This is a genomic window from Microbacterium jejuense (genome assembly GCF_019511665.1).
Taxonomy (GTDB): Bacteria; Actinomycetota; Actinomycetes; order Actinomycetales; family Microbacteriaceae; genus Microbacterium; species Microbacterium jejuense_A.
Genome location: NZ_JAEUAW010000009.1, coordinates 53,921 through 79,631, shown reverse-complemented (window position 1 = coordinate 79,631; position 25,711 = coordinate 53,921). Strand labels below are relative to the sequence as shown.

The 25,711-nt window shown below is 70.2% G+C and carries 25 protein-coding genes and 1 riboswitch; of the genes, 16 read left to right on the top strand and 9 right to left on the bottom strand.

Translation table 11 applies throughout. The annotated features are described in order from the left end of the window. Positions 1-30: 30 nt before the first annotated feature. Together JNB62_RS12710 and JNB62_RS12705 are read right to left on the bottom strand one after the other, a co-directional pair. Positions 31-1,146: a mannose-1-phosphate guanylyltransferase gene (locus JNB62_RS12710; RefSeq protein ID WP_220301255.1), complete on the bottom strand. Its 1,116-nt coding sequence runs from the start codon at positions 1,144-1,146 to the stop codon at positions 31-33. 71 nt (positions 1,147-1,217) lie between these two features. Beyond that, positions 1,218-2,381: an endo-1,4-beta-xylanase gene (locus tag JNB62_RS12705; RefSeq protein ID WP_220301254.1), complete on the bottom strand. Its 1,164-nt coding sequence runs from the start codon at positions 2,379-2,381 to the stop codon at positions 1,218-1,220. A gap of 241 nt (positions 2,382-2,622) precedes the next feature. On the opposite strand from JNB62_RS12705, the gene sdhC reads away from it, so the two are divergent. From sdhC to JNB62_RS12655, 10 genes are all read left to right on the top strand, one after another. Continuing rightward, positions 2,623-3,054, top strand: a complete 432-nt coding sequence (gene sdhC, locus JNB62_RS12700) for a succinate dehydrogenase, cytochrome b556 subunit (RefSeq protein ID WP_220301253.1) — start codon at positions 2,623-2,625, stop codon at positions 3,052-3,054. Then, positions 3,054-3,503: a succinate dehydrogenase hydrophobic membrane anchor subunit gene (locus tag JNB62_RS12695; RefSeq protein WP_220301252.1), complete on the top strand. Its 450-nt coding sequence runs from the start codon at positions 3,054-3,056 to the stop codon at positions 3,501-3,503. Before sdhC ends, JNB62_RS12695 begins: the two co-directional genes overlap by 1 nt. 40 nt (positions 3,504-3,543) lie before the next feature. After that, the gene (gene sdhA / locus JNB62_RS12690; protein ID WP_220301251.1) at positions 3,544-5,367 is read left to right on the top strand and encodes a succinate dehydrogenase flavoprotein subunit; all 1,824 of its coding nucleotides are present in this window, start codon (positions 3,544-3,546) and stop codon (positions 5,365-5,367) included. After that, positions 5,367-6,140, top strand: a complete 774-nt coding sequence (locus JNB62_RS12685) for a succinate dehydrogenase iron-sulfur subunit (protein WP_141892911.1) — start codon at positions 5,367-5,369, stop codon at positions 6,138-6,140. Before sdhA ends, JNB62_RS12685 begins: the two co-directional genes overlap by 1 nt. Positions 6,141-6,182: 42 nt before the next feature. Then, on the top strand, positions 6,183-7,409 hold the full coding sequence (locus tag JNB62_RS12680) for an MFS transporter (protein ID WP_220301250.1): 1,227 nt from the start codon (positions 6,183-6,185) through the stop codon (positions 7,407-7,409). A 27-nt stretch (positions 7,410-7,436) separates the two neighbouring features. Continuing rightward, on the top strand, positions 7,437-8,681 hold the full coding sequence (locus tag JNB62_RS12675) for a YihY/virulence factor BrkB family protein (protein WP_220301249.1): 1,245 nt from the start codon (positions 7,437-7,439) through the stop codon (positions 8,679-8,681). 30 nt (positions 8,682-8,711) lie between these two features. Continuing rightward, positions 8,712-9,560: an exodeoxyribonuclease III gene (locus tag JNB62_RS12670; protein ID WP_220301248.1), complete on the top strand. Its 849-nt coding sequence runs from the start codon at positions 8,712-8,714 to the stop codon at positions 9,558-9,560. 62 nt (positions 9,561-9,622) lie between these two features. Beyond that, positions 9,623-10,630 carry a tryptophan--tRNA ligase gene (gene trpS / locus JNB62_RS12665; RefSeq protein WP_220301247.1) on the top strand — a complete coding sequence of 336 codons (1,008 nt, stop codon included), beginning with the start codon at positions 9,623-9,625 and terminating at the stop codon, positions 10,628-10,630. 15 nt (positions 10,631-10,645) lie between these two features. After that, positions 10,646-11,212, top strand: a complete 567-nt coding sequence (locus JNB62_RS12660) for a GNAT family N-acetyltransferase (protein WP_220301246.1) — start codon at positions 10,646-10,648, stop codon at positions 11,210-11,212. 56 nt (positions 11,213-11,268) lie between these two features. Further along, on the top strand, positions 11,269-12,129 hold the full coding sequence (locus JNB62_RS12655) for an Fpg/Nei family DNA glycosylase (RefSeq protein WP_220301245.1): 861 nt from the start codon (positions 11,269-11,271) through the stop codon (positions 12,127-12,129). Positions 12,130-12,197: 68 nt separating this feature from the next. On the opposite strand, the gene glpK is transcribed toward JNB62_RS12655, so the two are convergent. Continuing rightward, positions 12,198-13,736: a glycerol kinase GlpK gene (gene glpK, locus JNB62_RS12650; protein WP_220301244.1), complete on the bottom strand. Its 1,539-nt coding sequence runs from the start codon at positions 13,734-13,736 to the stop codon at positions 12,198-12,200. 68 nt (positions 13,737-13,804) lie between these two features. After that, complete coding sequence (locus JNB62_RS12645; protein WP_220301243.1) at positions 13,805-15,532, bottom strand: glycerol-3-phosphate dehydrogenase/oxidase; 1,728 nt, start codon at positions 15,530-15,532, stop codon at positions 13,805-13,807. A 123-nt stretch (positions 15,533-15,655) separates the two neighbouring features. Continuing rightward, positions 15,656-15,818: riboswitch (FMN riboswitch) on the top strand. Positions 15,819-15,886: 68 nt separating this feature from the next. Here JNB62_RS12645 and ribD point away from each other — a divergent pair. The 6 genes from ribD (at position 15,887) to JNB62_RS12615 (ending at position 21,386) form a co-directional block, all read left to right on the top strand. Continuing rightward, positions 15,887-16,927: a bifunctional diaminohydroxyphosphoribosylaminopyrimidine deaminase/5-amino-6-(5-phosphoribosylamino)uracil reductase RibD gene (gene ribD, locus JNB62_RS12640; protein WP_220301242.1), complete on the top strand. Its 1,041-nt coding sequence runs from the start codon at positions 15,887-15,889 to the stop codon at positions 16,925-16,927. Beyond that, entirely contained in the window at positions 16,927-17,547 is a 621-nt protein-coding gene (locus JNB62_RS12635) for a riboflavin synthase (RefSeq protein WP_220301241.1), read from the top strand. The genes ribD and JNB62_RS12635 overlap by 1 nt, the downstream gene beginning before the upstream one ends. Beyond that, positions 17,544-18,836, top strand: coding sequence for a GTP cyclohydrolase II (gene ribA / locus JNB62_RS12630; protein WP_220301240.1), 1,293 nt, complete (start codon positions 17,544-17,546; stop codon positions 18,834-18,836). The genes JNB62_RS12635 and ribA overlap by 4 nt, the downstream gene beginning before the upstream one ends. Then, positions 18,833-19,309, top strand: coding sequence for a 6,7-dimethyl-8-ribityllumazine synthase (gene ribH / locus JNB62_RS12625; protein ID WP_220301239.1), 477 nt, complete (start codon positions 18,833-18,835; stop codon positions 19,307-19,309). Before ribA ends, ribH begins: the two co-directional genes overlap by 4 nt. Positions 19,310-19,346: 37 nt before the next feature. Next, positions 19,347-19,700 carry a Fe-S protein gene (locus tag JNB62_RS12620; protein ID WP_220301238.1) on the top strand — a complete coding sequence of 118 codons (354 nt, stop codon included), beginning with the start codon at positions 19,347-19,349 and terminating at the stop codon, positions 19,698-19,700. A gap of 231 nt (positions 19,701-19,931) precedes the next feature. Beyond that, positions 19,932-21,386, top strand: coding sequence for an MFS transporter (locus JNB62_RS12615; RefSeq protein WP_220301237.1), 1,455 nt, complete (start codon positions 19,932-19,934; stop codon positions 21,384-21,386). A 165-nt stretch (positions 21,387-21,551) separates the two neighbouring features. Here JNB62_RS12615 and JNB62_RS12610 read toward each other — a convergent pair whose 3' ends face one another. From JNB62_RS12610 to JNB62_RS12590, 5 genes are read right to left on the bottom strand one after another with little or no spacing between them, the layout of a single operon-like run. Next, positions 21,552-22,241 carry a DUF4166 domain-containing protein gene (locus JNB62_RS12610; protein ID WP_308291801.1) on the bottom strand — a complete coding sequence of 230 codons (690 nt, stop codon included), beginning with the start codon at positions 22,239-22,241 and terminating at the stop codon, positions 21,552-21,554. After that, the gene (locus JNB62_RS12605; protein WP_220301236.1) at positions 22,238-22,864 is read right to left on the bottom strand and encodes an SRPBCC family protein; all 627 of its coding nucleotides are present in this window, start codon (positions 22,862-22,864) and stop codon (positions 22,238-22,240) included. The genes JNB62_RS12610 and JNB62_RS12605 overlap by 4 nt, the downstream gene beginning before the upstream one ends. 38 nt (positions 22,865-22,902) lie before the next feature. Beyond that, positions 22,903-23,721 (bottom strand): ABC transporter permease, encoded by an 819-nt coding sequence (locus JNB62_RS12600; RefSeq protein ID WP_220301235.1) that lies wholly within the window; start codon positions 23,719-23,721, stop codon positions 22,903-22,905. Beyond that, a complete protein-coding gene (locus JNB62_RS12595) occupies positions 23,718-24,614 on the bottom strand; it encodes an ABC transporter permease (RefSeq protein WP_223231126.1) in 897 nt (298 codons plus the stop codon). The genes JNB62_RS12600 and JNB62_RS12595 overlap by 4 nt, the downstream gene beginning before the upstream one ends. Then, entirely contained in the window at positions 24,611-25,552 is a 942-nt protein-coding gene (locus JNB62_RS12590; RefSeq protein WP_220301234.1) for an ABC transporter ATP-binding protein, read from the bottom strand. Before JNB62_RS12590 ends, JNB62_RS12595 begins: the two co-directional genes overlap by 4 nt. Positions 25,553-25,711: the final 159 nt, after the last annotated feature.

Here is a 25,711-nt window from a genome sequence, read left to right as displayed (position 1 = left end):
CCCGGCATCCGGGTTCCCGACGTCGCGGCGTCAGAGCACCTCGCCGCGCCCGCTCAGCTTGAGAGCGTCGACGACGCCTTTCACGCGCTGGGCGTGCTCGCTCGTCGTGACCAGCAGCGCGTCCTCGGTGTCGACCACGACGATGTCGCGCACGCCGATGAGGCTGATCACGCGACGCGTCTGGCTGACGACGATGCCGCTGGCGGCGTCGGAGAGGATGCGGGCGTTCTCGCCGAGGATCGCGAGGTCGTTCTTGCGGCCGTGCGAGTTGAGCTTGGCGAGGCTCGCGAAGTCGCCCACGTCGTCCCAGTCGAAATGGCCGGGGATGACGGCAAGGCGCCCCCTCGCGGCGGCGGGCTCGGCCACCGTGTAGTCGATCGCGATCTTCTTCAGCGTCGGCCAGATGCGGTCCACGGCCGGGCCGCGCGCGTCCCGGTCGTCCCAGGCCTCCGCGAGGTCCATGAGGCCGGCGTACAGCTGCGGCTCGTTCTCGGCGATCTCGCCCAGCAGCACGTCGGCGCGCGAGATGAACATGCCGGCGTTCCACAGGTAGTTGCGGTCGGCGAAGTACTCCTTCGCCGTCTCGAGGTCGGGCTTCTCGACGAAGCTCTCGACGAGCGCCGCCTCGGGTGCGCCGTCGACCGAAAGGGCATCGCTCTTCTTGATGTAGCCGAAGCCGACCGAGGGCTCGGAGGGCTGGATGCCGATCGTGCAGATGTACCCCTCGCGGGCCGTCGCCACCGCCTGATTCACCGCCCACTCGAACAGCTGCGGCACCCGGATGACGTGGTCGGCGGCGAACGAGCCGATGATGACGTCGGGCTCGCGCCGCGACAGCACCGCGGCGGCGAGGCCGATCGCGGCCGTCGAGTCGCGCGGCTCGGACTCGAGGAAGACGTTGAGGTCGGCGATGCCCGGCAGCTCCTTCTCGACCGCCGCGCGGTGGGCGCGCCCGGTCACGACCGCGATGCGGTCGGGTCCGGCGAGCGGCTCGAGGCGGTCCCAGGTGTCGCGCAGCAGCGTGCGCCCCGAGCCCGTGAGGTCGTGCAGGAACTTCGGCGCGTCGGCGCGCGACAGCGGCCAGAGACGGCTGCCGATCCCGCCCGCGGGGATCACGGCGTAGAAGTCGTCGATGGGTCCAGGCATGTCAACGAGGCTACCCGCGATCACGGCGCGACAGAGGCGGACGCGTCCCCGCCTCTGTCGCGCCGACCGCATCAGCGCCGCGGCGACGTGCCGGGCGTCGCGTCGTGCAGCGAGCCGAGGAGCGCGTCGAAGGCCGGCTTCGGCGTGAACTCCTCATCGCTGATCGTCGCCCAGCCCTCGCCGGGGAAGACGCCCGGGACCCACGAATACGCGTCAGAGAAGCCCCAGACCGTGAACGACGAGCACGCCGTCACGTTGAGGCACGCCTGCAGCATGGCGTCGTAGCGCTCCGCCTGCACCGCGACCTGCTCGGGCGTCGGGCCCGTCTCGCCCGCCTGCAGCGGGATGCGCACGTCGGCCTCCGTCACGGCCACCTTGAGGCCCAGCGCGGCGAAGCGCTCGAAGTTGGCCTGGATCGACGTGTCGAAGCCGTACAGCAGGCTGAGGTGCCCCTGCGCGCCGAAGCCGCCGAGCGGTGCGCCGGCAGCGAGCAGCTGCTGCGCCAGCGCGTAGTAGGCGTCGGTCTTCGCGTTGATGCCCTCGGCGTTGTAGTCGTTGAGGAACAGCACCGCGTCGGGGTCGGCCTCATGCGCCCAGCGGAACGCATCGGCGAGCAGCCCGACCGGGTCCGCGGCGCACGCCTTCAGGAACGGGTTCGCCGTGGTGCGCAGCTTCACGCCTCCGTTGTCCCACTCGTCCTGGAAGATCTCGTTGGCCACATCCCACTCGTAGATCTCGCCCTTGAAGTGGCCGACGACGGTGCGGATGTGGTCCTCGAGCACGGCCCGCGCATCGTCGCACGTCCAGGTGGCGCTGGCCGCCGTCACCCACGCCGGGTTCTGGCTGTGCCACAGCAGCGTGTGTCCGCGCACCTGCTGGTGGTTCGCCTTGGCGAATGCGATCAGGGCGTCCGCCGACGTGAAGTCGTAGACGTCCGGCGCGGGGTGGACGGCGTCCCACTTCATGTCGTTCTCGGGCGTCAGCGACGAGAACTGACCGGCGAGCACTTCCTGGAACTCGGTCGGCGCAGCGGCGTCGTAGCCGACGAGGTGCTGCTGGGCCCAGACCGCGCTGCCGATGGCGAGGTCCCGCGGCGCCTGGTTGCGCAGGGAGTCCTTGTCGGCGTTGCTGAATCCGGGGGGCGAGGCGCTGGCCGCGGTCGCGGCGCACAGCGGCAGGACGAGAGCGGTCGCGGCGGCCGTGGCCACCAGCAGCGATCTGATCGATCGGCGCATGGGAGATCTCCTGACATCGTTGTCGGTTGTCATGCGCCGCCGGGCGGCGCATATGTTCGCTTGCGCAACAAACGGTAGGAGCCGCCGAGTCGGAGGGCAAAGGGTTTCGTCAGGTTTTCCACGGACGCACGCCTGACCGCGGAGATATCTCGATATCGAGAGAAGTTAGGCGCCCCTAATCCCCGAGTCCAGCGCGACGGGAATAGGATGAACGCACAGGTTCCAATCAGGGAGGACGGCCGTGTCTGCACCAGCACGCGTCACACCGTCGGTATCCGAGACCACTTCCCGAGTCCCCCGCGGCACCCTGTACCGCGGGAACGAAGGCATGTGGTCGTGGGTGCTGCACCGCATCACCGGCGTCGCCATCTTCTTCTTCCTACTCGTGCACATCCTCGACACGGCGCTCATCCGCGTCTCGCCCGAGGCGTACGACGCGGTCATCGGCACGTACAAGAACTGGATCATGGCGCTCGGCGAGGTCGCTCTCGTCGCCGCGATCGCGTATCACGCGTACAACGGCCTGCGCATCATCCTCGTCGACTTCTGGCCCTGGGCCACGCGTCACCAGCGGCAGCTGTGGTGGGGCGTCATCGGCCTGTGGGCCGTGACGATGCTGGGCTTCGCCCCGCGCCACCTCATGCTCGCGTTCGCACCGGCAGGGGGGCACTGATGACCGCCATCGCCGACCCGCGCGCGCCGCGCGCCGCCGTCCGCCGCAAGGGCCCCAACCTCGAGAAGTGGGGCTGGATGTACATGCGCGCCTCAGGCGTGCTGCTCGTCGTCCTCATCTTCGGCCACCTGTTCGTCAACCTCATGGTCGGCGAGGGCATCCACGGCATCGACTTCGCGTTCGTCGCCGGCAAGTACGCCACCCCGTTCTGGCAGTGGTGGGACGTGCTGATGCTGTGGCTCGCGCTCATCCACGGCGCCAACGGCATGCGGACGATCGTCAACGACTACGTCACGCACAACGGCACCCGCCGCGTGCTGGTGTGGGCGCTGTGGCTCGCCGCCGCATTCCTGATCGTCCTCGGCACGCTCGTCGTGTTCACGTTCGACCCGTGCATCGGCTTCGACCCCGAGACGGCGTCCGACGTCATCATCGGAATCTGCGGATAACGGCCGGGCATCCCCGGGCATCGACATCGAAAGCATCAGCGTGAGCACTGAGACCATCGACTCCTACGTCAAGGACGGCGTCCACTACCACCAGTTCGACATCGTGATCGTCGGCGCCGGCGGCGCCGGCATGCGGGCGGCCATCGAGGCCGGCCCCGGCGCGAAGACCGCCGTGATCACGAAGCTCTACCCGACCCGCTCGCACACCGGCGCGGCGCAGGGCGGCATGGCGGCGGCGCTGGCCAACGTCGAAGAGGACTCCTGGGAGTGGCACACCTTCGACACCGTCAAGGGCGGCGACTACCTGGTCGACCAGGACGCTGCCGAGATCCTTGCCAAGGAGGCCATCGACGCGGTCATCGATCTCGAGAACATGGGTCTGCCGTTCAACCGCACGCCGGACGGCAAGATCGACCAGCGACGCTTCGGCGGCCACACGGCCGACCACGGCAAGACGCCCGTGCGTCGCGCGTGCTACGCGGCCGACCGCACCGGCCACATGATCCTGCAGACGCTGTTCCAGAACTGCGTCAAGCTCGGCATCAACTTCTTCAACGAGTTCTACGTCCTCGACCTCATCACCGTCGGCGAGGGCAAGGCCAAGCAGATCGCCGGTGTCGTGGCGTACGAGCTGGCCACCGGTGAGCTGCACGTCTTCCAGTCGAAGGCCGTCATCTTCGCGACCGGCGGCTTCGGCAAGATCTTCAAGACGACCTCCAACGCCCACACCCTCACGGGCGACGGCGTCGGCATCATCTGGCGCAAGGGCCTGCCCCTCGAAGACATGGAGTTCTTCCAGTTCCACCCGACGGGGCTGGCCGGGCTGGGCATCCTCCTCACCGAAGGTGCGCGCGGCGAGGGAGCGATCCTGCGCAACGTGACCGGTGAGCGGTTCATGGAGCGGTACGCACCGACCATCAAGGACCTCGCCCCGCGCGACATCGTCAGCCGCTGCATGGTCCAGGAGGTCGCCGAGGGCCGCGGCGCCGGTCCGCACCGCGACTACGTGCTGCTGGACTGCACGCACCTGGGCGCCGAGGTGCTCGAGACGAAGCTCCCAGACATCACCGAGTTCGCGCGCACCTACCTGGGCGTCGACCCCGTCGTCGAGCCCGTCCCGGTCATGCCGACCGCGCACTACGCGATGGGCGGCATCCCGACCAACACCGCCGCCGAGGTGCTCGCCGACAACACGACGGTCGTCCCCGGCCTGTACGCCGCCGGTGAGTGCGCGTGCGTGTCGGTGCACGGCTCGAACCGCCTGGGCACGAACTCGCTGCTCGACATCAACGTCTTCGGCAAGCGCGCCGGCCGCAACGCGGTCGAGTACGTCAAGACCGCCGACTTCGTGCCGCTGCCCGAAGACCCGGCTGCCGAGGTCCGCAACATGATCGAGGGCCTGCGCAACAACCAGGGCACCGAGCGCATCGCCGTCCTGCGCAAGACGCTGCAGGACGAGATGGACCGCAAGGCGCAGGTGTTCCGCACCGACGAGTCGCTGGGCGAGGTGCTCGAGGTCATCGAGGAGCTGCGCGACCGCTACCGCAACGTGCACGTCGACGACAAGGGCAAGCGGTTCAACACCGACCTGCTCGAGGCGGTCGAGCTCGGCTTCCTGCTCGACCTCGCCGAGGTCGTCGTGTACGCCGCCCGCAACCGCAAAGAGAGCCGCGGCGGCCACATGCGCGACGACTTCCCGACGCGCGACGACGAGAACTATATGAAGCACACGATGGCCTACCTCACGGGCGACCCCCACTCGTCCGACGCGGCGGACCACATCAGTCTCGACTGGAAGCCCGTCGTCTTCACGAAGAACGAGAAGGGCGAGTTGAACTACCCGCCGATGGAGAGGAAGTACTGATGACGCTCGTCGCCGACGCGGATTCCGCTACCGAGACCACCAACGACACCGGCATCCAGTCGTTCCTCGTCACGTTCATCATCCGCCGGTTCGACCCCGAGGTCGACGAAGAGCCGCGCTGGGTGGACTACGACGTCGAGCTGTACTCGACCGACCGTGTGCTGGACGCCCTCCACAAGATCAAGTGGGAGGTCGACGGCTCGCTCACCTTCCGCCGCTCGTGCGCCCACGGCATCTGCGGCTCGGACGCCATGCGTATCAACGGCCGCAACCGCCTGGCCTGCAAGACGCTGATCAAGGACCTCGACATCTCGAAGCCCATCTACGTCGAGGCCATCAAGGGTCTGCCGCTGGAGAAGGACCTCGTCGTCGACATGGAGCCGTTCTTCGCGTCGTACCGCGAGGTGCAGCCGTTCCTCATCGCCAACTCGACGCCCGAGCCCGGCAAGGAGCGCATCCAGTCGATCACCGACCGCGCCATCTTCGACGACACCACGAAGTGCATCCTGTGCGCCGCGTGCACCTCGTCGTGCCCCGTGTTCTGGACCGACGGCCAGTACTTCGGCCCCGCCGCGATCGTCAACGCACACCGCTTCATCTTCGACTCGCGCGACGACGCGGGCGATGTGCGCCTCGACATCCTCAACGACAAGGAGGGCGTGTGGCGCTGCCGCACCACCTTCAACTGCACCGAGGCGTGCCCCCGCGGCATCGAGGTGACGAAGGCGATCGCCGAGGTCAAGCAGGCCGTCCTGCGCGGCGGCACCCGATGACCGCACCCGCGCGCCTCGCCCGCTGACGCGAGAAGGACGCACATGACCACGTCGCAACGGAGCGACCGGGAACAGCGTGAGATCGGGCGGATGCCGCGTGCCTCGCGGATCTCCGTCACCGCCGCCTACGCCGCCCAGGCGCTCGGGTATGCCGTGCTCGTCACGTCGCTGCCCGCCCTGAAGGAGCGGCAGCAGGTCGACGACATGACGATCTCGCTGATCCTCCTCGGCGTGAGCGTCGCCGCGGCGCTCGGATCGGTGCTCGCCGACCTCGTGGCGGTGCGCTGGGGCAGCCGTGCGGCGCTGGCCACGGGACTCATCATCGAGGCCGCGCTGCTCCCCGTCATCGCGTTCGAGACGCCGTTCGCGGTGTTCGTGGGCGCCCTGGCGGTGTACGGCGTCGGGCTCGGCTGCGTCGACGCGGCTTCAGCCATGCAGGGTATGCTGGTGCAGCGCTCGTACGGACGCTCGCTGATGGGCGGATTCTTCGCGGGCTACACGGCAGCCGCCATCGCCGGCGCGCTGCTCGTCTCGGGCGTGGCTGCTTCGGCGGTCGGTGCGGGCGTCGCGATCACGGTCGCCGCCGTCGTGATCCTCGCCGTCGCGCTCGTCGGCACACGCCTGTTCGCTCAGGACGTGCCGGTCGACGAGGCGCTCCCGAAGGCGGAGCGCTCGAAGCTCCCCCGCGCCGGCATCTGGGCGTTCGGCGTCGTCATCCTCGCGGTCTTCGTCGTGGACTCGTCGGTCAGCACCTGGAGCACCGTCTACCTGCAAGACAACCTGCAGGCGCTCGCGTGGGTCGCGCCGCTCGGGTACGCGGTCTATCAGGCGTGCATCCTGGTGACCCGACTTGCGACCGACCGCCTGCTGCCGCGGATCGGCCGGGTTCGGCTCGTCCTCATCGCGACGCTCGTCTCGATCGTCGGGTGCCTGCTCGTGGCGCTCCTCCCCTTCGCAGCCGCCGCGGTGGTCGGCTTCGGCCTGGCGGGCGTCGCGGTGGGCGCCGTCGTGCCGGTCACCTTCGGGGCGGCGGGCGAGCTCGACCCCGCACACAGCGACCAGGTCATCGCGCGGGTCAACATCTTCAACTACGCGGGCGTCATCGTCGGTGCGGTGCTGGTCGGGGTGCTGGCCGGCGGTCCGAGCCTCGGCCTCGGCTTCCTGATCCCGGCCGTCGTGCTGCTGGCCGTGCTGTTCGTGCTGCGCTGGTTCCGCACGACCCGGTCGGCGAGGGATGCCGCGACCCCGAGCGCCGCGTCCACCGCGTGAGACGGCATCCGTCGATACTCTGACTTCGTGAGCGAAAAGCGCGACGTCCGGACACGCGATCAGGCGGATGCGGCCGAGCGTGAGGAGGAGACGCTGCGCGCGCGCTGGGAGGCGACGCAGGAAGAGCTCCGGGAGCGGTTCGACGAACCCATCAGCAAGGCGAGCGCACTCACGAAGCGCACGCTGGCGTGGTTCCCGGTGCGGGTGTGGCGGCACTTCCTGCAGCACAACGGCTTCCTGCTGGCGGCCGGCGTCAGCTACCAGGCGCTGTTCGCGACGTTCGCCGGCGTGTATGTCGCATTCGCGATCGTCGGACTGTGGCTCGGGGGCAGCCAGGAGGCGATCGACGGGCTGATCCAGCTCCTCAACTCCTACATCCCCGGACTCATCGCGCCGTCGGGCGGCGTCTTCACGAACGAAGAGGTCGCGGCCATCGCGACGAACAGCGCCACCACCCTCGGCATCACCGGTGCGATCGCCCTGGGAACCCTGCTCTGGACCGCGATCGGGTTCATCACGTTCACGCGTCGCGCGGTCCGCGACATCTTCGGGCTCCCGCCCGACCTGCGCAGCTACTTCATGCTGAAGGCACGGGACTTCCTCGGAGCGGTGCTGTTCGCCGTCGCCCTGCTGCTCGGCTTCGCCGCCACCTCGTTCGGGACGTGGGCGCTCACCACCGTGTCCGGATGGCTGGGGTGGACCGACCTGTCGAACGGCTACGAGATCGTCGCGCGCATCGGCTCGGTGGTGATCTCGTTCGTGATCTTCAGCGGCGCTCTCGCGGCCCTCATCCGCTTCCTCACCGGCACGCAGCTCAAGTGGCGCCGCATCTGGCCGGGCGCGCTGCTCGGCGGCGGCGCGATCACGGTGCTGCAGTTCTTCACCGGCTGGCTGCTCGTCTACACCCCCACGAACGCGCTGCTGGCCACGTTCGCGATCTTCATCGCGCTCCTGCTGTGGTTCCGCATCATCGGCATCATCATGCTGGTGGCCGCCTCGTGGGTGGCTGTCGCCGCGAAGGATGCCGACGTTCCGCTGATCCCGCAGTCCGAGGCCGAGCGGCTCGCGGCCGAGCACCAGGCCCTCCTCGTCGCGGCGCGCGTGCGGCTGCGCACGGCGCAGGACGCGCGCGACTCGGCCCCCTGGTACCGCGCGTGGGCCGCCGACCGTGCGGTGCGGGCGGCCGAGCAGGAGCTGTCGCAGGTCGAGGCCGCCGCGCCTGCCACCGCGCCCGTGGCGGCGCCGTCGGGCAGGCATCCGCGCGAACGCTGAGTGTCGGAGCCGGCGGATAGTCTCTTCACCATGCCCCGCCGCGTACGCATCGCCTCTGTCAACGTCAACGGAATCCGCGCAGCGACCCGCAAGGGCATGCTCGAATGGCTCGACGAGGCCGATGTCGACGTGATGGCGCTGCAGGAGGTGCGCGCCACCGAAGAAGAGCTGCGCGCCGCACTGCCCGGGTGGGAGGTCGTCAACGACGAGGCTCTCGCCAAGGGCCGGGCGGGCGTCGCGCTGGCGAGCCGCATGCCGTCGGTCGAGGTGCGACGGGTGCTCGGTCCCGAGCCGCTCGACAGCGCCGGCCGCTGGATCGAGGCCGATTTCGACATCGACGGCGAGAAGCTCGTCGTGGTGAGCGCCTATGTGCACACCGGTGAGGCCGACACGCCCAAGCAGGATGCGAAGTGGGCGTTCCTCGACGCCATGGAGCGGCGGATGCCGCAGCTCGCCGCCGACAGCCCGCTCGTGGTCGTCATGGGCGACCTCAACGTGGGGCACCGCGAACTCGACATCCGTAACTGGAAGGGCAACGTCAAGAAGGCCGGCTTCCTCCCGCGCGAGCGTGCGTACTTCGACCGCTTCTTCGGCGAGGCCGGCGCGCAGGTGACCGGCGTCGACGGCTCCACCGGCACCGGCCTCGGCTGGGTCGACGTCGGACGCCGATTCCATGGCGACGTCGACGGCCCGTACACGTGGTGGTCGATGCGCGGGCGCGCCTTCGACAACGACACCGGGTGGCGCATCGACTACCACCTCGCGACGCCGGCGCTCGGCGAGCGCGTGACGGACTACCGTGTGGTGCGCGCTCCGTCGTGGGACACACGGTGGAGCGACCACTCCCCCGTCGTCGCCGACTACGCGATCGGGCTCTGACCCCGCGGGTCCCGTCACCGCACGGGAGCGGGGTGGCGGCATCCCCTTTATAGACTTGAGCGATGAACAAACCGCGCCTGTACTCCGGCATGCAGCCCTCGGCCGACTCGCTCCAGATCGGCAACTACATCGGGGCTCTCATGCAGTGGCGCGACCTGCAGCAGTCCTACGACGCGTTCTTCTCGGTCGTCGACCTGCACGCGATCACCGTCGCCCAGGATCCGGCGCACCTGCGTGAGAAGACGCGTCGCACGGCGGCGCAGTACATCGCCGCAGGCATCGAGCCGTCGAAGTCGACCCTGTACGTGCAGTCGCACGTGCCCGCACACCCCGAGCTGGCATGGATCCTGTCGACCATCACGGGCTTCGGCGAGGCCGGGCGCATGACACAGTTCAAAGACAAGTCGTCGCGCTACGGGTCTGACGCGACGTCGGTGGGCCTGTTCACGTACCCGGTGCTGATGGCCGCCGACATCCTGCTGTACCAGACCGACATCGTGCCGGTCGGCGACGACCAGAAGCAGCACGTCGAGCTCACGCGCGACCTGGCCGAGCGCTTCAACAGCCGCTTCGGGCAGACGTTCCGGGTGCCGACGCCGGTCATCCAGCAGGAGACGGCCCGCATCTACGACCTGCAGAACCCGACCGCCAAGATGTCGAAGTCCGCGGAGTCCGATGCGGGCGTGCTGTGGCTGCTCGACGAGCCGTCCAAGTCCGCCAAGAAGGTCATGCGCGCCGTGACCGACTCCGAGGGCTCGGTGCGCTACGACCGCGAGAACAAGCCCGGCGTCTCGAACCTGCTGGTGATCTACGCGGCCCTGACGGGTCGTCAGATCCCCGCCATCGAGGACGAGTACGCGGGCCGCGGCTACGGCGACTTCAAGAAGGGCCTCGCCGACGTCGTCGTGAACGAGTTCGGTCCCGTACGCGAGCGCGCCATGGAGCTGCTCGCCGACCCTGCCGAGCTCGACCGCGTCCTCGCCGCCAACGCGGCGAAGGCCGAGGAAGTCGCGAACCGCACGCTCGCCGACGTGTACGACAGGGTCGGCCTGTTGCGTCGCGCGCGCTGAACCGTACTTGATGCGATGGATCCCGTCATTCTGCGCACGCCTCGGCTCGCGATGACCCTCCCCGCAGCGGGCGACGTCGACGCGCTGTTCGAGGCGTGCCAGGACGCCGACATCCAGCGCTTCACTCCCATCCCGTCGCCGTACCGGCGCAGTGACGCGGAGGCCTTCGTCGAGCGGGTGCCTCGGGATTGGGAGAGCGGCGTCCACCTGACGTGGGTGATCCGCGAGGGCGAGCGCCTCATCGGCACGATCGGCTTCTACCGCGTCGACGGCAAGGGCTCGGGCGAGATCGGCTACTGGATCGCGCCCGACGCGCGCGGCGGCGGATACCTTCGTGAAGCGGCCCAGACCGTCATCGACTGGGGCTTCGCTCCGGACGGACTGGGCCTGGTGCGGATCGAATGGCGCGCAGTGGCGGGCAACGTCGCTTCGGCGCGCGCAGCACGGGCGCTGGGATTCCGCTACGAAGGGCTGCTCCGCCAGGCGCTCGTGGGCCCGCGAGGCCGCGACGACGGCTGGATCGCGGGACTGCTCGCCACGGACGACCGGATGCCGCACCCCTGGCCGGTGCTCGACGCCTGACGCGCGAGGCCCGCACGCACGACCCGCGTGTCGGGCCCGCATGGCAGGATGAGCGCATGCCTGAGATGCCGGAGGTGCAGGGGCTCGTCGATTTCCTCGGCGAGCGGCTCGCCCGCGTGCGCATCGAGCGCGCCACCGTCGCGAACATCGCCGCGCTGAAGACCTACGACCCGCCGATCGAGGCGCTGAAGGGCGCCGAGATCACCGGCGCCGCGCGGCACGGAAAGTTCATCGACCTCGCCACGACCGGTCCGCACCTCGTGTTCCACCTCGCGAAGGCGGGCTGGCTGCGCTGGTACGACGCGCTCCCCCAGACGCTCATCCGCCCGGGCAAGACGCCGATCGCGCTGCGCGTCGCCCTCAGCGACGGCGCCGGCTTCGACCTCACCGAGGCGGGCACCAAGAAGTCGCTCGCGTACTACGTCGTGCGCGACCCCGCTGATGTCCCCGGCATCGCACGGCTGGGTCCCGACCCCCTCGACCCTTCGTTCTCGCGCGATGCCTTCGCCGCGCTGCTCGCCGGCCGCCGCACGCAGATCAAGGGCGTGCTGCGCGACCAGTCGATCATCGCCGGGGTGGGCAACGCGTACTCCGACGAGATCCTCCACGCGGCCAAGATGTCGCCGTACGCGCTCGCCTCGTCGCTGAGCGACGACGACGTGACGCGGCTGTTCGACGCCATGACCGAGACATTGCGGGATGCCGTGGCGGCGGCATCCGGAAAGCCCCCTGCCGACCTCAAGGACGCGAAGCGACGCGGCATGCAGGTGCACGGCCGTCGCGGCGAGAAATGCCCCGTGTGCGGAGACGAGGTGCGCAGCGTGTTCTTCGCCGACAACTCGCTCGAGTACTGCCCGACGTGTCAGACGGGCGGAAAGGTCCTCGCCGACCGGCGCCTGTCGCGGCTGCTCAAGTAGCGGCTGGACGCCGTGCGGGCGTTTCGTCTCGCTCCTTCGTCGCTCGCTCAACGACCGGTGTGTCGGACTCAGCCCTCGGTCGTCCCCATCAGCACACGGGCGTCGTCGTCGACCCAGTCGAGGGACTTCGACACGGCCTTGCGCCACTGCCGATACCGTCGTTCGCGCTCGTCGGACGGCATCCTCGGTTCGAAGCGGGCGTCCTCGCGCCAGTGCGCTCGCAGTTCGTCCAGGTCGCGCCACACGCCCGTGGCGAGGCCGGCGGCGTATGCCGCGCCGAGCGCGGTGGTCTCGACGACCTTCGGGCGCACGACGGGGATGCCGAGGATGTCGGCCTGGAACTGCATGAGCAGGTCGTCGCGCGTCATGCCTCCGTCCACGCGCAGCTCGTCGAGCGTGCGTCCGGTGTCGGCGACGACGGCGTCGATGACGTCGCGCGTCTGGAATGCCGTGGACTCCAGGGCGGCACGGGCGATGTGCGCCTTGTTGACGTACCGCGTGAGCCCGACGAGGGCGCCCCGCGCGTCGGGCCGCCAGTACGGCGCGAACAGCCCCGAGAACGCCGGGACGAAGTATGCGCCGCCGTTGTCGTCGACGCTCGCGGCGAGGGTCTCGACGTCTTCGGAGCGCTGGATGATGCCGAGGTTGTCGCGCAGCCACTGCACGAGCGACCCGGTGACGGCGATCGAGCCCTCCAGCGCGTAGTGCGCGGGCTCGTCGCCGAGGCGGTACCCGACGGTCGTGATGAGTCCGCTCGGCGAGCGCACGATGTCGGTGCCGGTGTTCACGAGCAGGAAGTTGCCCGTGCCGTAGGTGTTCTTGGACTCGCCGGCGTCGAACGCCGCCTGTCCGAATGTGGCCGCCTGCTGGTCTCCGAGGATGCCCGCGATGGGCACGCCGTCGAGCACCGACGGCAGCTGCGAGTGGCCGACCACCTCGGACGACGAGCGGACCTGGGGCATCATCGCCCGCGGGATGCCCCACACGGCCAGAAGCTCGTCCGACCAGTCGAGCGTGCGCAGGTCCATCAGCAGCGTGCGCGAGGCGTTGGTGACGTCGGTGACGTGGATGCCGCCGCGGGCGCCGCCCGTGAGGTTCCACACGACCCATGTGTCGGGCGTGCCGAACAGCAGCTCTCCCGCCTCGGCGGCGGCTCGGGCACCGGGCACGTTGTCGAGGATCCAGGCGACCTTCGACGCCGAGAAGTAGGTCGCCAGCGGCAGCCCCGTCGTGTCGGCGAAGCGGTCGGCACCGCCCTCGGCCGCCATCGCGTCGATGCGGGGCTGAGTGCGGGTGTCCTGCCAGACGACCGCGTTGTGCACGGGGCGCCCGGTGCGCTTCTCCCACACGATGGCGGTCTCGCGCTGGTTGGTCACCCCGATGGCCGCGACGTCGGATGCCGTGATCCGAGCCCGCGTGAGGCACGACGCGATGACCCACTCGGTGCTGGTCCAGATCTCCACCGGGTCGTGCTCGACCCAGCCCGCGCGCGGGAAGATCTGCTCGTGTTCGCGCTGCGAGACGGCGACCACGGCGCCCTCCCGGTCGAACACGATGGCGCGGGTCGAGGTGGTTCCCTGGTCGATCGCCAGCACGTGATCGGACAACGTCGTCTCCTTCTCCCCCGGTGCGCGCGCCGGGACGCGTGCTCGTCAGGCTATCGTCCGCCCCGCCCTCAGCGCGCGGCCGCTCCGGCCCACGTCGGATCGGCGGCGTGCACGCGGGTGAGTCCCCGTTCGACCTCGGCGGTGACGCGGGCGGCGTCCCATCCGAGCACGGGCGCGACCGCGACCGCGATCTCTCCGGCGGCGGCGGGCGTCGCGCCCCCGGTGAAGGCGAGGGACGTGCGGCGCAGCAGCAGGTCGTCCAGGTGCACCACCGACTCCGCTGACGCGAGGTACCGCAGCTCGCCGGACGAGTAGCCCGGGGCGTGCTCGAGGGGCGCGTCGGCGGCATCCTCCGCGATCGCCGAGATGACGGATGCCGCGACCGTGCCGTACCGGTCGAGCAGGGTCGCCGCGCGCGCGGGATCGAGGTCGCCGGCGTGCGCGGCGATCCACTGATGGCGTGCCCGCTCGGTGGCAGGGAAGCCGCGCCCGCCGCCGATCGGCATGCCCTTCGTGGAGCGCCGGCGCGGCTGCGCGAGCAGCTCGAGGGCACGATCGGCGAGGTGCTCGGCAGACGCGCGGAACGTCGTCCACTTGCCGCCGACGAGGCTCAGCACGGTCGACTGCCCGCCGGCGAGGGGTGCGGACTCGATGCGGTAGTCGCGCGAGACGAAGCCGGGCGCCAGGTCGCCGTGCCCGGGAAGCGGCCGGACGCCCGCGAACCGGTAGACGATCTGCGCACGGTCCACGGCGATGGCCGGCAGCACCTGCGCGATCAGGTCGATGAAGTAATCGACCTCGGCCTCGGTGCACACGATCGGCTCGCGCATGTCGTGCTCGAGGTCGGTGGTGCCGACCAGCACCCGCCCCTTGAGCGGGTAGATGAGCACGATCCGCCCGTCCTCGTTCTCGAAGAACAGCTCGCGTCCGCCGGTCGCCGCCAGCAGCTGCGGGTGGTCGAGCACGATGTGCGAGCCCTTGGTGCCGCCCATGTAGCGCGTCGGGTCGCCGAGGGCGAGGTTCGTGCGGTCGGTCCACGGCCCGCTCGCGTTGAGGACGACGGATGCCGCGAACGACGTCTCGCGGCCCGTCTCGGCGTCGCGCAGCACCACCCGGCCGCCTTGGACGCCGACGGCCGCGGTGTAGTTGGCGGCCCGGGCGCGGTCGCCGCCGGCTGCCCGGCCGTCGCGCAGCACGTCGAGCGCGAGACGCTCCGGATCGTGCAGCGACGCGTCCCAGTAGGTCGCGGTGTACTTCACCTCGGGATTGAGCTCGGGCAGCAGCGCGAGCGAGCGGCGTCGCCCGTGGAAGGCGTGCCGCGGCACCGTGCCACGGCCGAAGATCCCCCCGCCGCGCGAGAACGAGTCGTAGATCACGAGCCCGATCTTGATGAGCGCCGCACCGCGCTCGCGCGGCCTGCCCTTGCCATGGCGGAGGAACCGCAGCGGTGCGGTGAGCACGCCCGAGAACGTCGAGAAGATCGGGATCGTCGTCTGCAGCGGCCGCACATAGTGCGGCGCGGTGCGCAGCAGCGCGTTGCGCTCGGTCACCGCCTCGTGCACGAGCCGGAACTCGCCGTTCTCGAGGTACCGGATGCCGCCGTGGATCATGTGCGACGAGGCGGCGGAGGCTCCGCTGACGAAGTCGTCGCACTCGACCAGCGCCACGTCGACGCCCTGCAGCGCCAGGTCGCGGAAGGTCGCGAGGCCGTTGATGCCGCCTCCGATGATCAGCACGTCCGCGTACGGTCGCGCTGCCAGTTCGTCGAATCCCCGTGTCGTCGTCAAGAGTCTCACCGTCCCCCACCCAGGCTATGCCGCGGCGGCGACATCGGGCCGCGCCTCGCCCCGGTCGCCTGTCTTCATGCGAAGACATGGAATGAATCGGGGGATGCCGCGTTGACTACACTCGAGAGCATCAACGTGCTCCGGGGTCGGTGTGAATCCGAACCGGCGGTGAGAGTCCGCGAGCCGAGGCATCCACTCTGTCGAACAGGTGAGCCGAGGTCGATCCGGTGGAATTCCGGAGCCGACGGTGATGCGACGAGCAGTCGTCGCTAGTCCGGATGGGAGGCAGCACGAGCGGCGTCACGCGCGCCGCCGCTTCCCGTTGCCCCGGAGCCTCAGCAGACAGCGAGAGGGCAGGGCCGGATGGCGAGCACAGCGGAACACGACGCGATGCGTCGGGCGCTGGCGATCGCCGCGAACGGGCCGCGCGGGGTGAACCCGCAGGTCGGCGCCCTGCTGCTCTCCGCCGACGGCCGCGTGCTCGCCGAGGGCTGGCACCGCGGCGCCGGAACCCCGCACGCCGAGGTCGACGCCCTCTCGAAGCTCGAGCCGGGCGCTGCCCGCGGGGCGACCGCCGTGGTCACCCTCGAGCCGTGCAACCACACCGGGCGCACGGGCCCGTGCTCCGAGGCGCTCATCGCCGCCGGCGTGGCGCGCGTCGTCTACGCCGTCTCGGACCCCGGCGACCACTCGTCGGGCGGCGCGGAGCGTCTGCGCCAGGCCAGCGTCGACGTCGAGGCCGGGCTCCTGGCCGAGGACGCCTCCGCGCTGCTCGACTCGTGGCTCACCGTGCAGCGGCTCGGCCGCCCGCACGTGACCGTCAAGTGGGCGCAGAGCCTCGACGGCCGCGCCGCCGCGGCCGACGGCACGAGCCAGTGGATCACCGGCCCCGCGGCCCGTGCGGACGTGCACCGCCGGCGGTCCGACGCGGATGCCATCGTCGTGGGCACCGGCACGCTGCTGGCCGACGACCCGGCTCTCACGGCGCGCCGACCGGACGGCTCGCTCTACGACCACCAGCCGCGCCCTGTCGTCGTGGGGCGGCGGCCCGTGCCGGCCGACGCGGCCGTGCGGCGGCATCCGCTCCCCCTCGTGACCGACAGCGGACGCGACCTGCCGGGCCTGCTCGAAGACCTCCGCCAGGAGGGCGTGCAACGACTGTTCGTCGAGGGCGGCCCGGACGTGGCCAGCTCGTTCCTGCGCGCGGGGCTGGTGGACGAGGTGCTCGTGTATGTGGCGCCGGTGCTGCTCGGCGGCGACCGGCTGTCGCTGCGCGACATCGGCGTGACGACCATCGCGCAGGCGCAGCGCCTGGAAGTGGCAGACCTGATCCCCCTCGGCGACGACGTGCTGTATGTCTGCGCCCCTCGACAAGCTCAGGGACCGGAAGAAGGAGACGAGTGATGTTCACCGGAATCGTCGAAGAGATCGGCGAGGTCACCGCCGTGGAGCCCTCGGGCGACGGCGTGCGGGTGACCGTTCGCGGTCCGAAGGCCGTGTCGGATGCCGCACACGGCGACTCGATCTCGGTCAGCGGCGTGTGCCTCACCGTCGTCGACCAGGGCGCCGACTGGTTCACCGCCGATGTCATGAAGCAGACCCTCGACATGTCGACGCTCGCCGGCGTCGCCCCGGGGCGCGCCGTCAACCTCGAGCGTGCCACCGCCGCGCACGGCCGCCTCGGCGGGCACATCGTGCAGGGCCACATCGACGGCACCGGCGAGGTGCTCGACGTGCGCCCGGGCGCGCAGTGGCAGGTGCTGCGCATCTCGGTCCCGGCGGAGCTCGCCCCGCTCGTCGTCGACAAGGGCTCGATCGCCGTCGACGGCGTCTCGCTCACCGTCAGCGCCGCCAGCCCCGCCGGACCCGGCGACGGCTGGTTCGAGGTCTCGCTCATCCCCGAGACCCTCGCCGTCACGACCCTCGGCGCCCGCGTGGCGGGCGACCGCGTCAACCTCGAGACCGACATCCTCGCGCGCCACGTGCGACGGCTGCTGGAATTCACGGAAGGAGGCTCGCGATGAGCCTTGCCACCATCCCCGAGGCCCTGGAGGCGCTGCGCGCCGGCCGGCCCGTCATCGTCGCCGACGATGAGAACCGCGAGAACGAGGGCGACGTCATCCTGTCGGCGCAGCTCGCCACGCCCGAGTGGGTGGCCTGGACCGTCCGCTGGACGAGCGGCTTCCTGTGCGCCCCGATGCCCTCGGACTGGGCCGATCGCCTCGACCTCCCCCCGATGGTCGAGCACAACGAGGACTCGCGCGGCACGGCCTACACCGTCAGCGTCGACGCCGCCGACAACGTCACCACCGGCATCAGCGCGGCCGACCGCGCCCACACGCTCAACGTGCTCGCCGACCCGGAGTCGACGCGGGCCAGCGTCAAGCGCCCCGGCCACATCCTGCCGCTGCGCGCCGTCGACGGTGGCGTGCGCGAGCGCGCCGGCCACACCGAGGCCGCCGTCGAGCTCATGAAGCTCGCGGACCTGTCACCGGTCGGCGTCATCGGCGAGGTCGTCGCCGAGGACGGCAGCATGATGCGCCTGCCCGGCCTGCAGGACCTCGGCGCCGAGTACGGCATTCCGGTCATCACGATCGAGCAGCTCATCGCGTACCTCGACGAGCACGCCCCGTGCGACCCGGCGATCCGGGGCGCGCACAAGCGCCGCGTGAGCCTGCGCGCCGAAGCGAACGTCCCGACGTCGCACGGCTCGTTCCGCTTCCTCGCGTACAAGGACCGCATCACCGGCACCGACCACATCGCCGTCGTCTCGGGCGAGCTCGACGAAGCGCCGCTCGTGCGCGTGCACTCGGAGTGCCTGACCGGCGAGGCCTTCGGCTCGCTCAAGTGCGAGTGCGGCCCGCAGCTGGAGGCCGCCCTCGACGCGATCGAGCAGGACGGCGGCGTCGTCATCTACATGCGCGGCCACGAAGGGCGCGGCATCGGTCTCATCAACAAGCTGCGCGCCTACTCGCTGCAGGAGCGCGGCCTCGACACGGTGGACGCCAACCTGGCGCTGGGCCTGCCGGCCGATGCCCGCGACTACGCCGCGGCCGCCGGCATCCTCACCGATCTCGGTGTCGAGAAGGTGCGCCTGCTGACCAACAACACCGACAAGGTGAAGCAGCTGCGCGAGCTCGGCCTAGAGATCGTCGAGCAGGTGCCGCTGCTCGTCGGCGTCGGCCCGAACAACCACCAGTACCTCGCCACCAAGCGCGACCGCATGGGCCACATCATCGCCGACGAGGACTTCGCCGACGCCCTGGCACACATGCACGACAGCGCAGCGCACAACGAAGGAGCACAGGCATGAGCGGCAAAGGCGCTCCCCAGGCGACCGGGACGGTCGACGCGACGGGCCTCGACGTCGTCGTGGTCGCGGGCACGTGGCACGAGACGATCACCGACGGGCTGATCGCGGGCGCGCAGCGCGCGCTCGACGCGTCCGGCGCGACGTACCGCGTCGTGCGGGTGCCGGGCTCGTTCGAGCTTCCCGTGGTCGCGAAAGCCGCGCTCGACGCCGGCGCCGACGCGGCGGTGGCCCTCGGCGTCATCATCCGGGGCGGCACGCCGCACTTCGAGTTCGTGTCGAACGCGGCCACCGACGGCCTGACGCGCGTCGCGCTCGACACCGGCAAGCCGGTCGGCTTCGGTGTGCTGACGCTCGACGACGAGGCCCAGGGCATCGCCCGCGCGGGGCTCCCGGGGTCGGAGGAGGACAAGGGGTTCGAGGCGGCCGACGCCGCGATCCGGACGGCGCTCGTGCTGCGCGCACTGCGGGCCTGACTCTGGCGGAGGGCCAACCTTCAGCTAGACTGAGGGCATGGAAATCCTCCGTCACGTCGTCGTGCTCGTCCACCTCGTGGGCTTCGCCATCCTCTTCGGCGCCTGGGTCGTCGAGGCGGTCAACGGAAAGCACCAGATCACGCGCCTCATGAACTGGGGACTCGCGATCGCCGGCCTCGCCGGCCTCATCCTCGCCGCCCCATGGGGCATCGAGTACGACCTGAACTACGTCAAGATCGGCACCAAGCTCGTCATCCTGGTGATCATCGGCGCCCTGCTCGGCATCGGCGCCGGTCGCCAGCGCAAGACCGGTTCGGTGCCCGGCGGCGTCTTCTGGTCCATCGGCGTCCTGACGCTCGCGAACGCCGCCATCGCGGTGCTGTGGCGCTGACCGACTGATACGGGATCCGGGAGTGGATGCCGCGGCCCTGGGCCGCGGCATCCACTCTTCGTCTCTGGCGCCGCGACTCGCCTGCAGGGGTAGGCTTGATCCTCGTGCCGGGCGACCAGCTCGCACCCATGGTGATCCAGTGCAGTGCCGCCTGACGCGTCATCCTGCGCCCGGCGTCCGCCCACCGCAGCATCCCACCCGGATGTCCGTTCTGCGCATGCCCAGGTGAATATGACCTCCCCCAGCCCGACCGCCGCGACCGCGGCGGCGCCCGCCAACCCCCGTTCCCGCGTCATCCTCGCGAGCCTCATCGGCACGACGATCGAGTTCTACGACTTCTACGTCTACGCGACGGCCGCGGTCCTCGTCTTCCCCCTCCTCTTCTTCCCGACCGGCAACGACACGACCTCGCTGCTGCTGTCGTTCAGCGTCTTCGGCGCGGCGATGGTCGCGCGGCCCCTCGGCGCCATCGTGTTCGGCCACTTCGGCGACCGGTTCGGACGCAAGGCCACGCTCGTCGCGTCGCTGCTCACCATGGGCATCGCGACGTTCCTCATCGGCTGCCTGCCGACGTTCAACGAGATCGGCGTGTGGGCGGCCGTCCTGCTGCTGGTCCTGCGCCTCTTCCAGGGCTTCGCGCTCGGCGGCGAGTGGTCGGGCGCCGCGCTCGTGGCGACCGAGAACGCCCCGAAGGGCAAGCGCGCCTGGTACGGCACGTTCCCGCAGCTCGGTGCCCCGCTGGGCTTCATCATCGCCAACGGTATCTTCCTCGCGATCAACTTCGCGCTGCCGCACCCCGAGGGCGCCGGGCAGCGGTCCGAGGAGTTCCTCGCGTGGGGATGGCGCGTGCCGTTCCTCTTCTCGGCCGTCATGGTGATCATCGGCCTGTGGGTGCGCCTGCGTCTCGTCGAGTCGCAGACCTTCGTCAAGGCCGAAGAGAAGGGCGCGCTGCGCAAGTTCCCGCTCGGCACGGTGATCCGCCGTCACTGGTGGCACCTGATCCTCGGCACCTTCGTGATGCTCGCGACGTACGTGCTGTTCTACCTCATGACGAACTTCACGCTGTCGTACGGCACCAAGGCGACGACGGAGGGCGCACGCGCGGCGGCAGAGGCATCCGGAACCGCGTTCGACGCCGCCACGTACGTGCCCGGCCTCGGCTTCGGCTACACCGACTTCGTGCTCATGCAGATCATCGGCGTCGTGTTCTTCGGCATCTTCACGCTGCTGTCGGGACCGATCGCGGATGCCGTCGGCCGGCGCCGACTGCTGCTGTGGGTGACCGCGCTCATCATCGTGTTCGGCCTGTCGTTCAACCTGTTCCTACTGCCGCAGCTCGACCCGAAGTTCACGGGCGCTCTGGTGCAGGCGTTCCTCGTGTTCGGGTTCATGCTCATGGGCGCGACGTTCGGGCCGATGGGTGCGATCCTTCCCGAGCTGTTCCCGACAAACGTGCGGTACTCGGGCTCGGCGATCTCGTACAACGTGTCGTCGATCCTCGGCGCCGCGCTCGCGCCGATCGTGGCGGTGGCGCTGTGGGCGGCCGCCGGCGGCAGCCCGGTGCTCGTCGGCCTCTATCTCTCGGCGATGAGCGTGCTGACCTTCATCGCCCTGATCTTCACGCCCGAGACCAAGGACGTCGACTACGAGGCTGACCTGGGCGTCGGCGTGACGGGTTCTCTATAGCCGCTCCGCTGCGTCCGCCGGCGTTCGCGCCGGGAACAGGCTTCGGGCCGAGACCCACGGCATCGTCCGGGGGTCTCGGCCCGCGCTCCGTGCCGCGGGGGCGAATCCGCCGGTCTCGAACGGCGGATTCGGGGGGATGCCGGCGACCCGGCGCCCGCGGACCCGTCAGGTGCGGGGCTCGTGGTGCACGGGCTTCAGGCGCTGCGGCGCGTCGACCACATCGACGAAGGTGCAGCGGAACGTGCCCTCGTAGCCGAAGAGGAAGCCGAAGACGCGGTTGCGCACCTCGAGGCGGATGCGGAACAGGCCGGTGTCGTCGTCGAACGACTCGCGCAGCAGGGCCCTCCCGCTGAAGAGCATCGGGAACCGGAAGCCGAGAGGGCCGGCGTAGAAGCGCTGGGCGTCGGACCGCAGCACGAGGCCGCCGTCGGCGTCCGCGCTGAGGTCGAGGTCGACCGCCAGGTGCTGGTGCGTGCCGAGGTAGTCGACGATCCTCCCCTGTGCCAGCACCATCGTCGCGTCGAACCGGCGCCGGCGGTGCGGCATCCGGAACTCCCTCACGAACGTGACGGTCTCGCGGCCGAACGGGTCGCGGTACGCGAAGTTCTCGATCGTGAATGGGACGTCGGCGCCGACCTCGGGAACGAGGATGTTGCGGAACCGGCCGATCTGCAGGAAGGGCACCGTCCACCACGGGCCACGGCGGATGCGCGACATGACGCCCTCACCCACGCACGCGTACCCGGACGCCAGCCCGACGCCGAACCGGCGCTGCAGCATCGGATGCAGACGCGCGAAGTCCTCGCCCATCGCCGCGGCGAACATCGACGTGGCCTGCCCGACCGCCGCGGTCACGGCGCCACCAGCTCCGCGAGGGCGGCCGGAGCGTCGGCCATCGCGTGCGCGCGCGGCGATCGCCGCCCGCAGCGCGCGGCCCGGGGCCGCCCGCTCCGCCACGGCTGCAGCGCCGTGGCGAGCGGCCAACGCTCGGGCGCGGCGTCGCTCTCGGCCCACAGCCGCAGCCGGTCGAAGCTCCACGCGGTGAGCCAGCCGATCACGGGCCGCACGGCGCGGTCGAGCAGGCGTCCCCAGCCGGGCTCGTAGTCGTAGCCGGTCGAGAACACCACACCGTCCCCGTCGGGCACGTAGCGCCAGTAGCCCCGGCCGGCTCCGAGCGGCGACAGCCGGTCGGCGGTGTCGAACCGGAGCGCCGACGTGCGGGTGCCGTCCGGCCGCTCGCGCTCCCCGATCGTCGCGCCGGTGCCGATGATCGTGTGACCCGGGATGCGGCGCGTGTACTGGAACCGGTATCCGCCGCCGTCGAGCGATGCGATCGGCGCGATCGCCGAGAACCGGGCGTCCCACCGGACGTGCGCAGCCGGATCCTGCGTCAGCTGCCACACGCGCTCCAGGGGCGCGTCGATGCGGATGCTCACGAAGATCGGCTCCGCGCGCCGCCGACGCTGAGGTGTCTGCATGCCCAGAAGCTAGCAGAACTGAACGCGTTCAGAAAGTGTCAGTCGAGGAAGAGCGCCCGCAGTCGCTTGGTGGTGAAGACGAGTCCGACCCCGATCATGACGACGAAGTACAGCACGTGCCACCACATGTCGGGAGTGAGGATGCCAGTGGTCAGCCCCCGTACCAGCTCGACGCCGTGCCACAGCGGGAACGCCATGATGATCGCCTGGATCCACTCCGGGTACGCGGTGATGGGGAACAGCGTCGCCGAGAAGAGGAACATCGGCAGCAGCACGAAGTTGATCCAGTCCATCTGCTGGAACGTCTTCATGTAGCTCGTCACCGCCATGCCGAGGCTCGCGAAGCCGAAGGCGATCAGCAGTACGGCGGGGATCGCGAGGATCGCGGTCCAGGCGAGATTGAGTCCGAGCAGCTGCATGATGACCATGAACCCGGTCGCGTACAGCAGCCCGCGCAGCAGCGCGTAGAGGATCTCGCCGAGCGCGACATCGAGCGGCCCGAGCGAGGTGGCCAGCATCCCCTCGTAGAGCTTGCCGTAGTTGAGCTTGAAGAACACGTTCCACGTCGAGTCGTAGATCGCGCCGTTCATCGCCGACGTGGCCAGCAGGGCGGGTGCGATGAAGGCCGCGTAGCTCACCTCGACGCCGCCCGACGTCGTGACGTCGCCGATCAGCGCCCCCATGCCGATGCCCATCGACAGCAGGTAGAACACGGGCTCGAAGAAGCCCGACAGCACGACGGCCCAGCTCGACGATCGGGCAGCGATGAGGCCGCGCTGCACGACGGCCTGCGGGTTGCCCGCCCACAGCGCGCGCACGCCGCCCGAGCGCACCGGCGCCTCGACCATGACCGTCATTCGCCGAGCCTCCTCTGGAACAGGCGTCGCGCCACGATGTAGCCGCCCACGGCCAGCACGAGCAGGAAGACGATGTGCACGAGCACTCCGAACGGTTCGAAGGGCTTGCCGTACGTGACGATGCGGCCGAGCTCTGACGCGTGCCACAGGGGCGAGACCCAGCCGATCCACTGCAGCCACAGCGGCAGGGTGTCGAGCGGGTAGAACGTACCCGAGAACAGGAACATCGGCATGAAGATGAACCGCTGCACGAGGGCGAACTGGCCCTTGTCCTCAGTGATCGAGGCGGCGTATGCCATGTAGGGAATGCCGAACGAGAGGCCGGCCAGCAGGCCGATCGGGATCGTGAGCCAGCCGGTCTCGGGGTGCGGCACCGCGCCGAAGATCCAGATCAGCGCGTAGTACGCGACGACGACCACGAACATGCGTGCGGCGGCGCCCATCACCACGCCGCCCGCGATCTGGCCGGGCGACAGCGGCGAGGCGCTGAAACCGTAGAAGAAGCGCCGCCACTTGAACCCGGCCATGACGGGGAACGAGAACTCCTCCGTCGCCACCGAGATCGCCGCGGTCATGAGCAGCGCCGGCGCGACGAACACCAGGTACGGGACGGTCTGACCGCCGTCCTGGATCGGCGCGTCGAGCAGGGCGGCGAGCCCGACGGCCAGGCCCAGCAGGTACAGGATCGGCTGCCCGAGGGCGCCGACCACGATCGTCCAGCCGTACGCGCGCATCGCGCGGACCATGTGCTCAGTGACGTACCAGGTCCCGAGGCTGCGGGGCTTGCGCCCCCATTCCATCGCCTCGGCGCGCAGCTCTTCGGTGGTCGGGTGCGGCAGGGTCGCCCCGGACACCGCGGCGTGCGGCATGCTCTCTTCGGAACGCTCGCTCATTCGATCAGCGACCTTCCGGTGAGCCGCAGGAACACATCCTCCAGGCTCGAGCGGCGCACGAGCGACGTGAGCGGCGTGAGCCCGCGGTGCGTGACGGCCTCCAGCGCCGCCTCGCCGTTCTCGGCGTAGACCAGGATGCGGTCGGGCAGCACCTCGACGCGATCCCCGATGCCCTCGAGCTGCGGGGCCACCTCCTGGTTGCGGTCGGACCCGAACCGCACTTCGAGCACCTCGCGGCTGGAGTGCTCGCGGATGAGCGACGCCGGAGTGCCCTCGGCCATGATCCGGCCCTTGTCGACGACGATGAGCCGGTCGCACAACTGCTCGGCCTCGTCCATGTAGTGCGTCGTCAGCACGAGGGTGGTGCCGCGCTCCTTCAGGCGGAACAGGCGGTCCCACAGCACGTGACGCGCCTGGGGGTCCAGGCCCGTGGTGGGCTCGTCCAGCAGCAGGATGCGCGGGTCGTTGATGAGCCCTCGGGCGATGGTCAGTCGCCGCTTCATGCCGCCCGACAGCGCGTCGACCTTGCTCTTCGCCTTGTCTTCGAGCTGCGCGAACGCCAGCAGCTCGTCGGCCTTCTGCTGGCACACCTTGCTCGGCAGCCCGAAGTAGCGGCCGTAGATGTAGAGGTTCTCGCGCGCGTTGAGCTCGCCGTCGAGGTTGTCCTGCTGGGGCACCACACCCAGTCGGGAGCGGATCTCGGGGCCGAACCGGTCGGGGTCGAGTCCCAGGATCGACAGGTCGCCGCCGGAGCGGGTCGAGACGGCGCCGATCATCTTCATGGTCGTCGACTTGCCGGCGCCGTTCGGACCGAGCAGCCCGAAGGACTCGCCCGGGGCGACCTCGAACGAGAGGCCGTCGACGGCCACGAAGTCGGGCTTGCCCTTGACCTTGTAGGCCTTGGCGAGGTTCGACGCTGAGATCACGGGGGCGGGCACCGGATCACACTAGCGCGCCCTGCCGACACGGCGACACGTCAACGTGAGTTGACGATTCCGCGAGCGTCAACTATGGTTGACGGCGGATGCCTCGGCCGGTGGGCCCACGCGCCCCGAGGCTCCGCGCAGCGCGAAGCGATGCGTGGAGTGGGCGTGGGG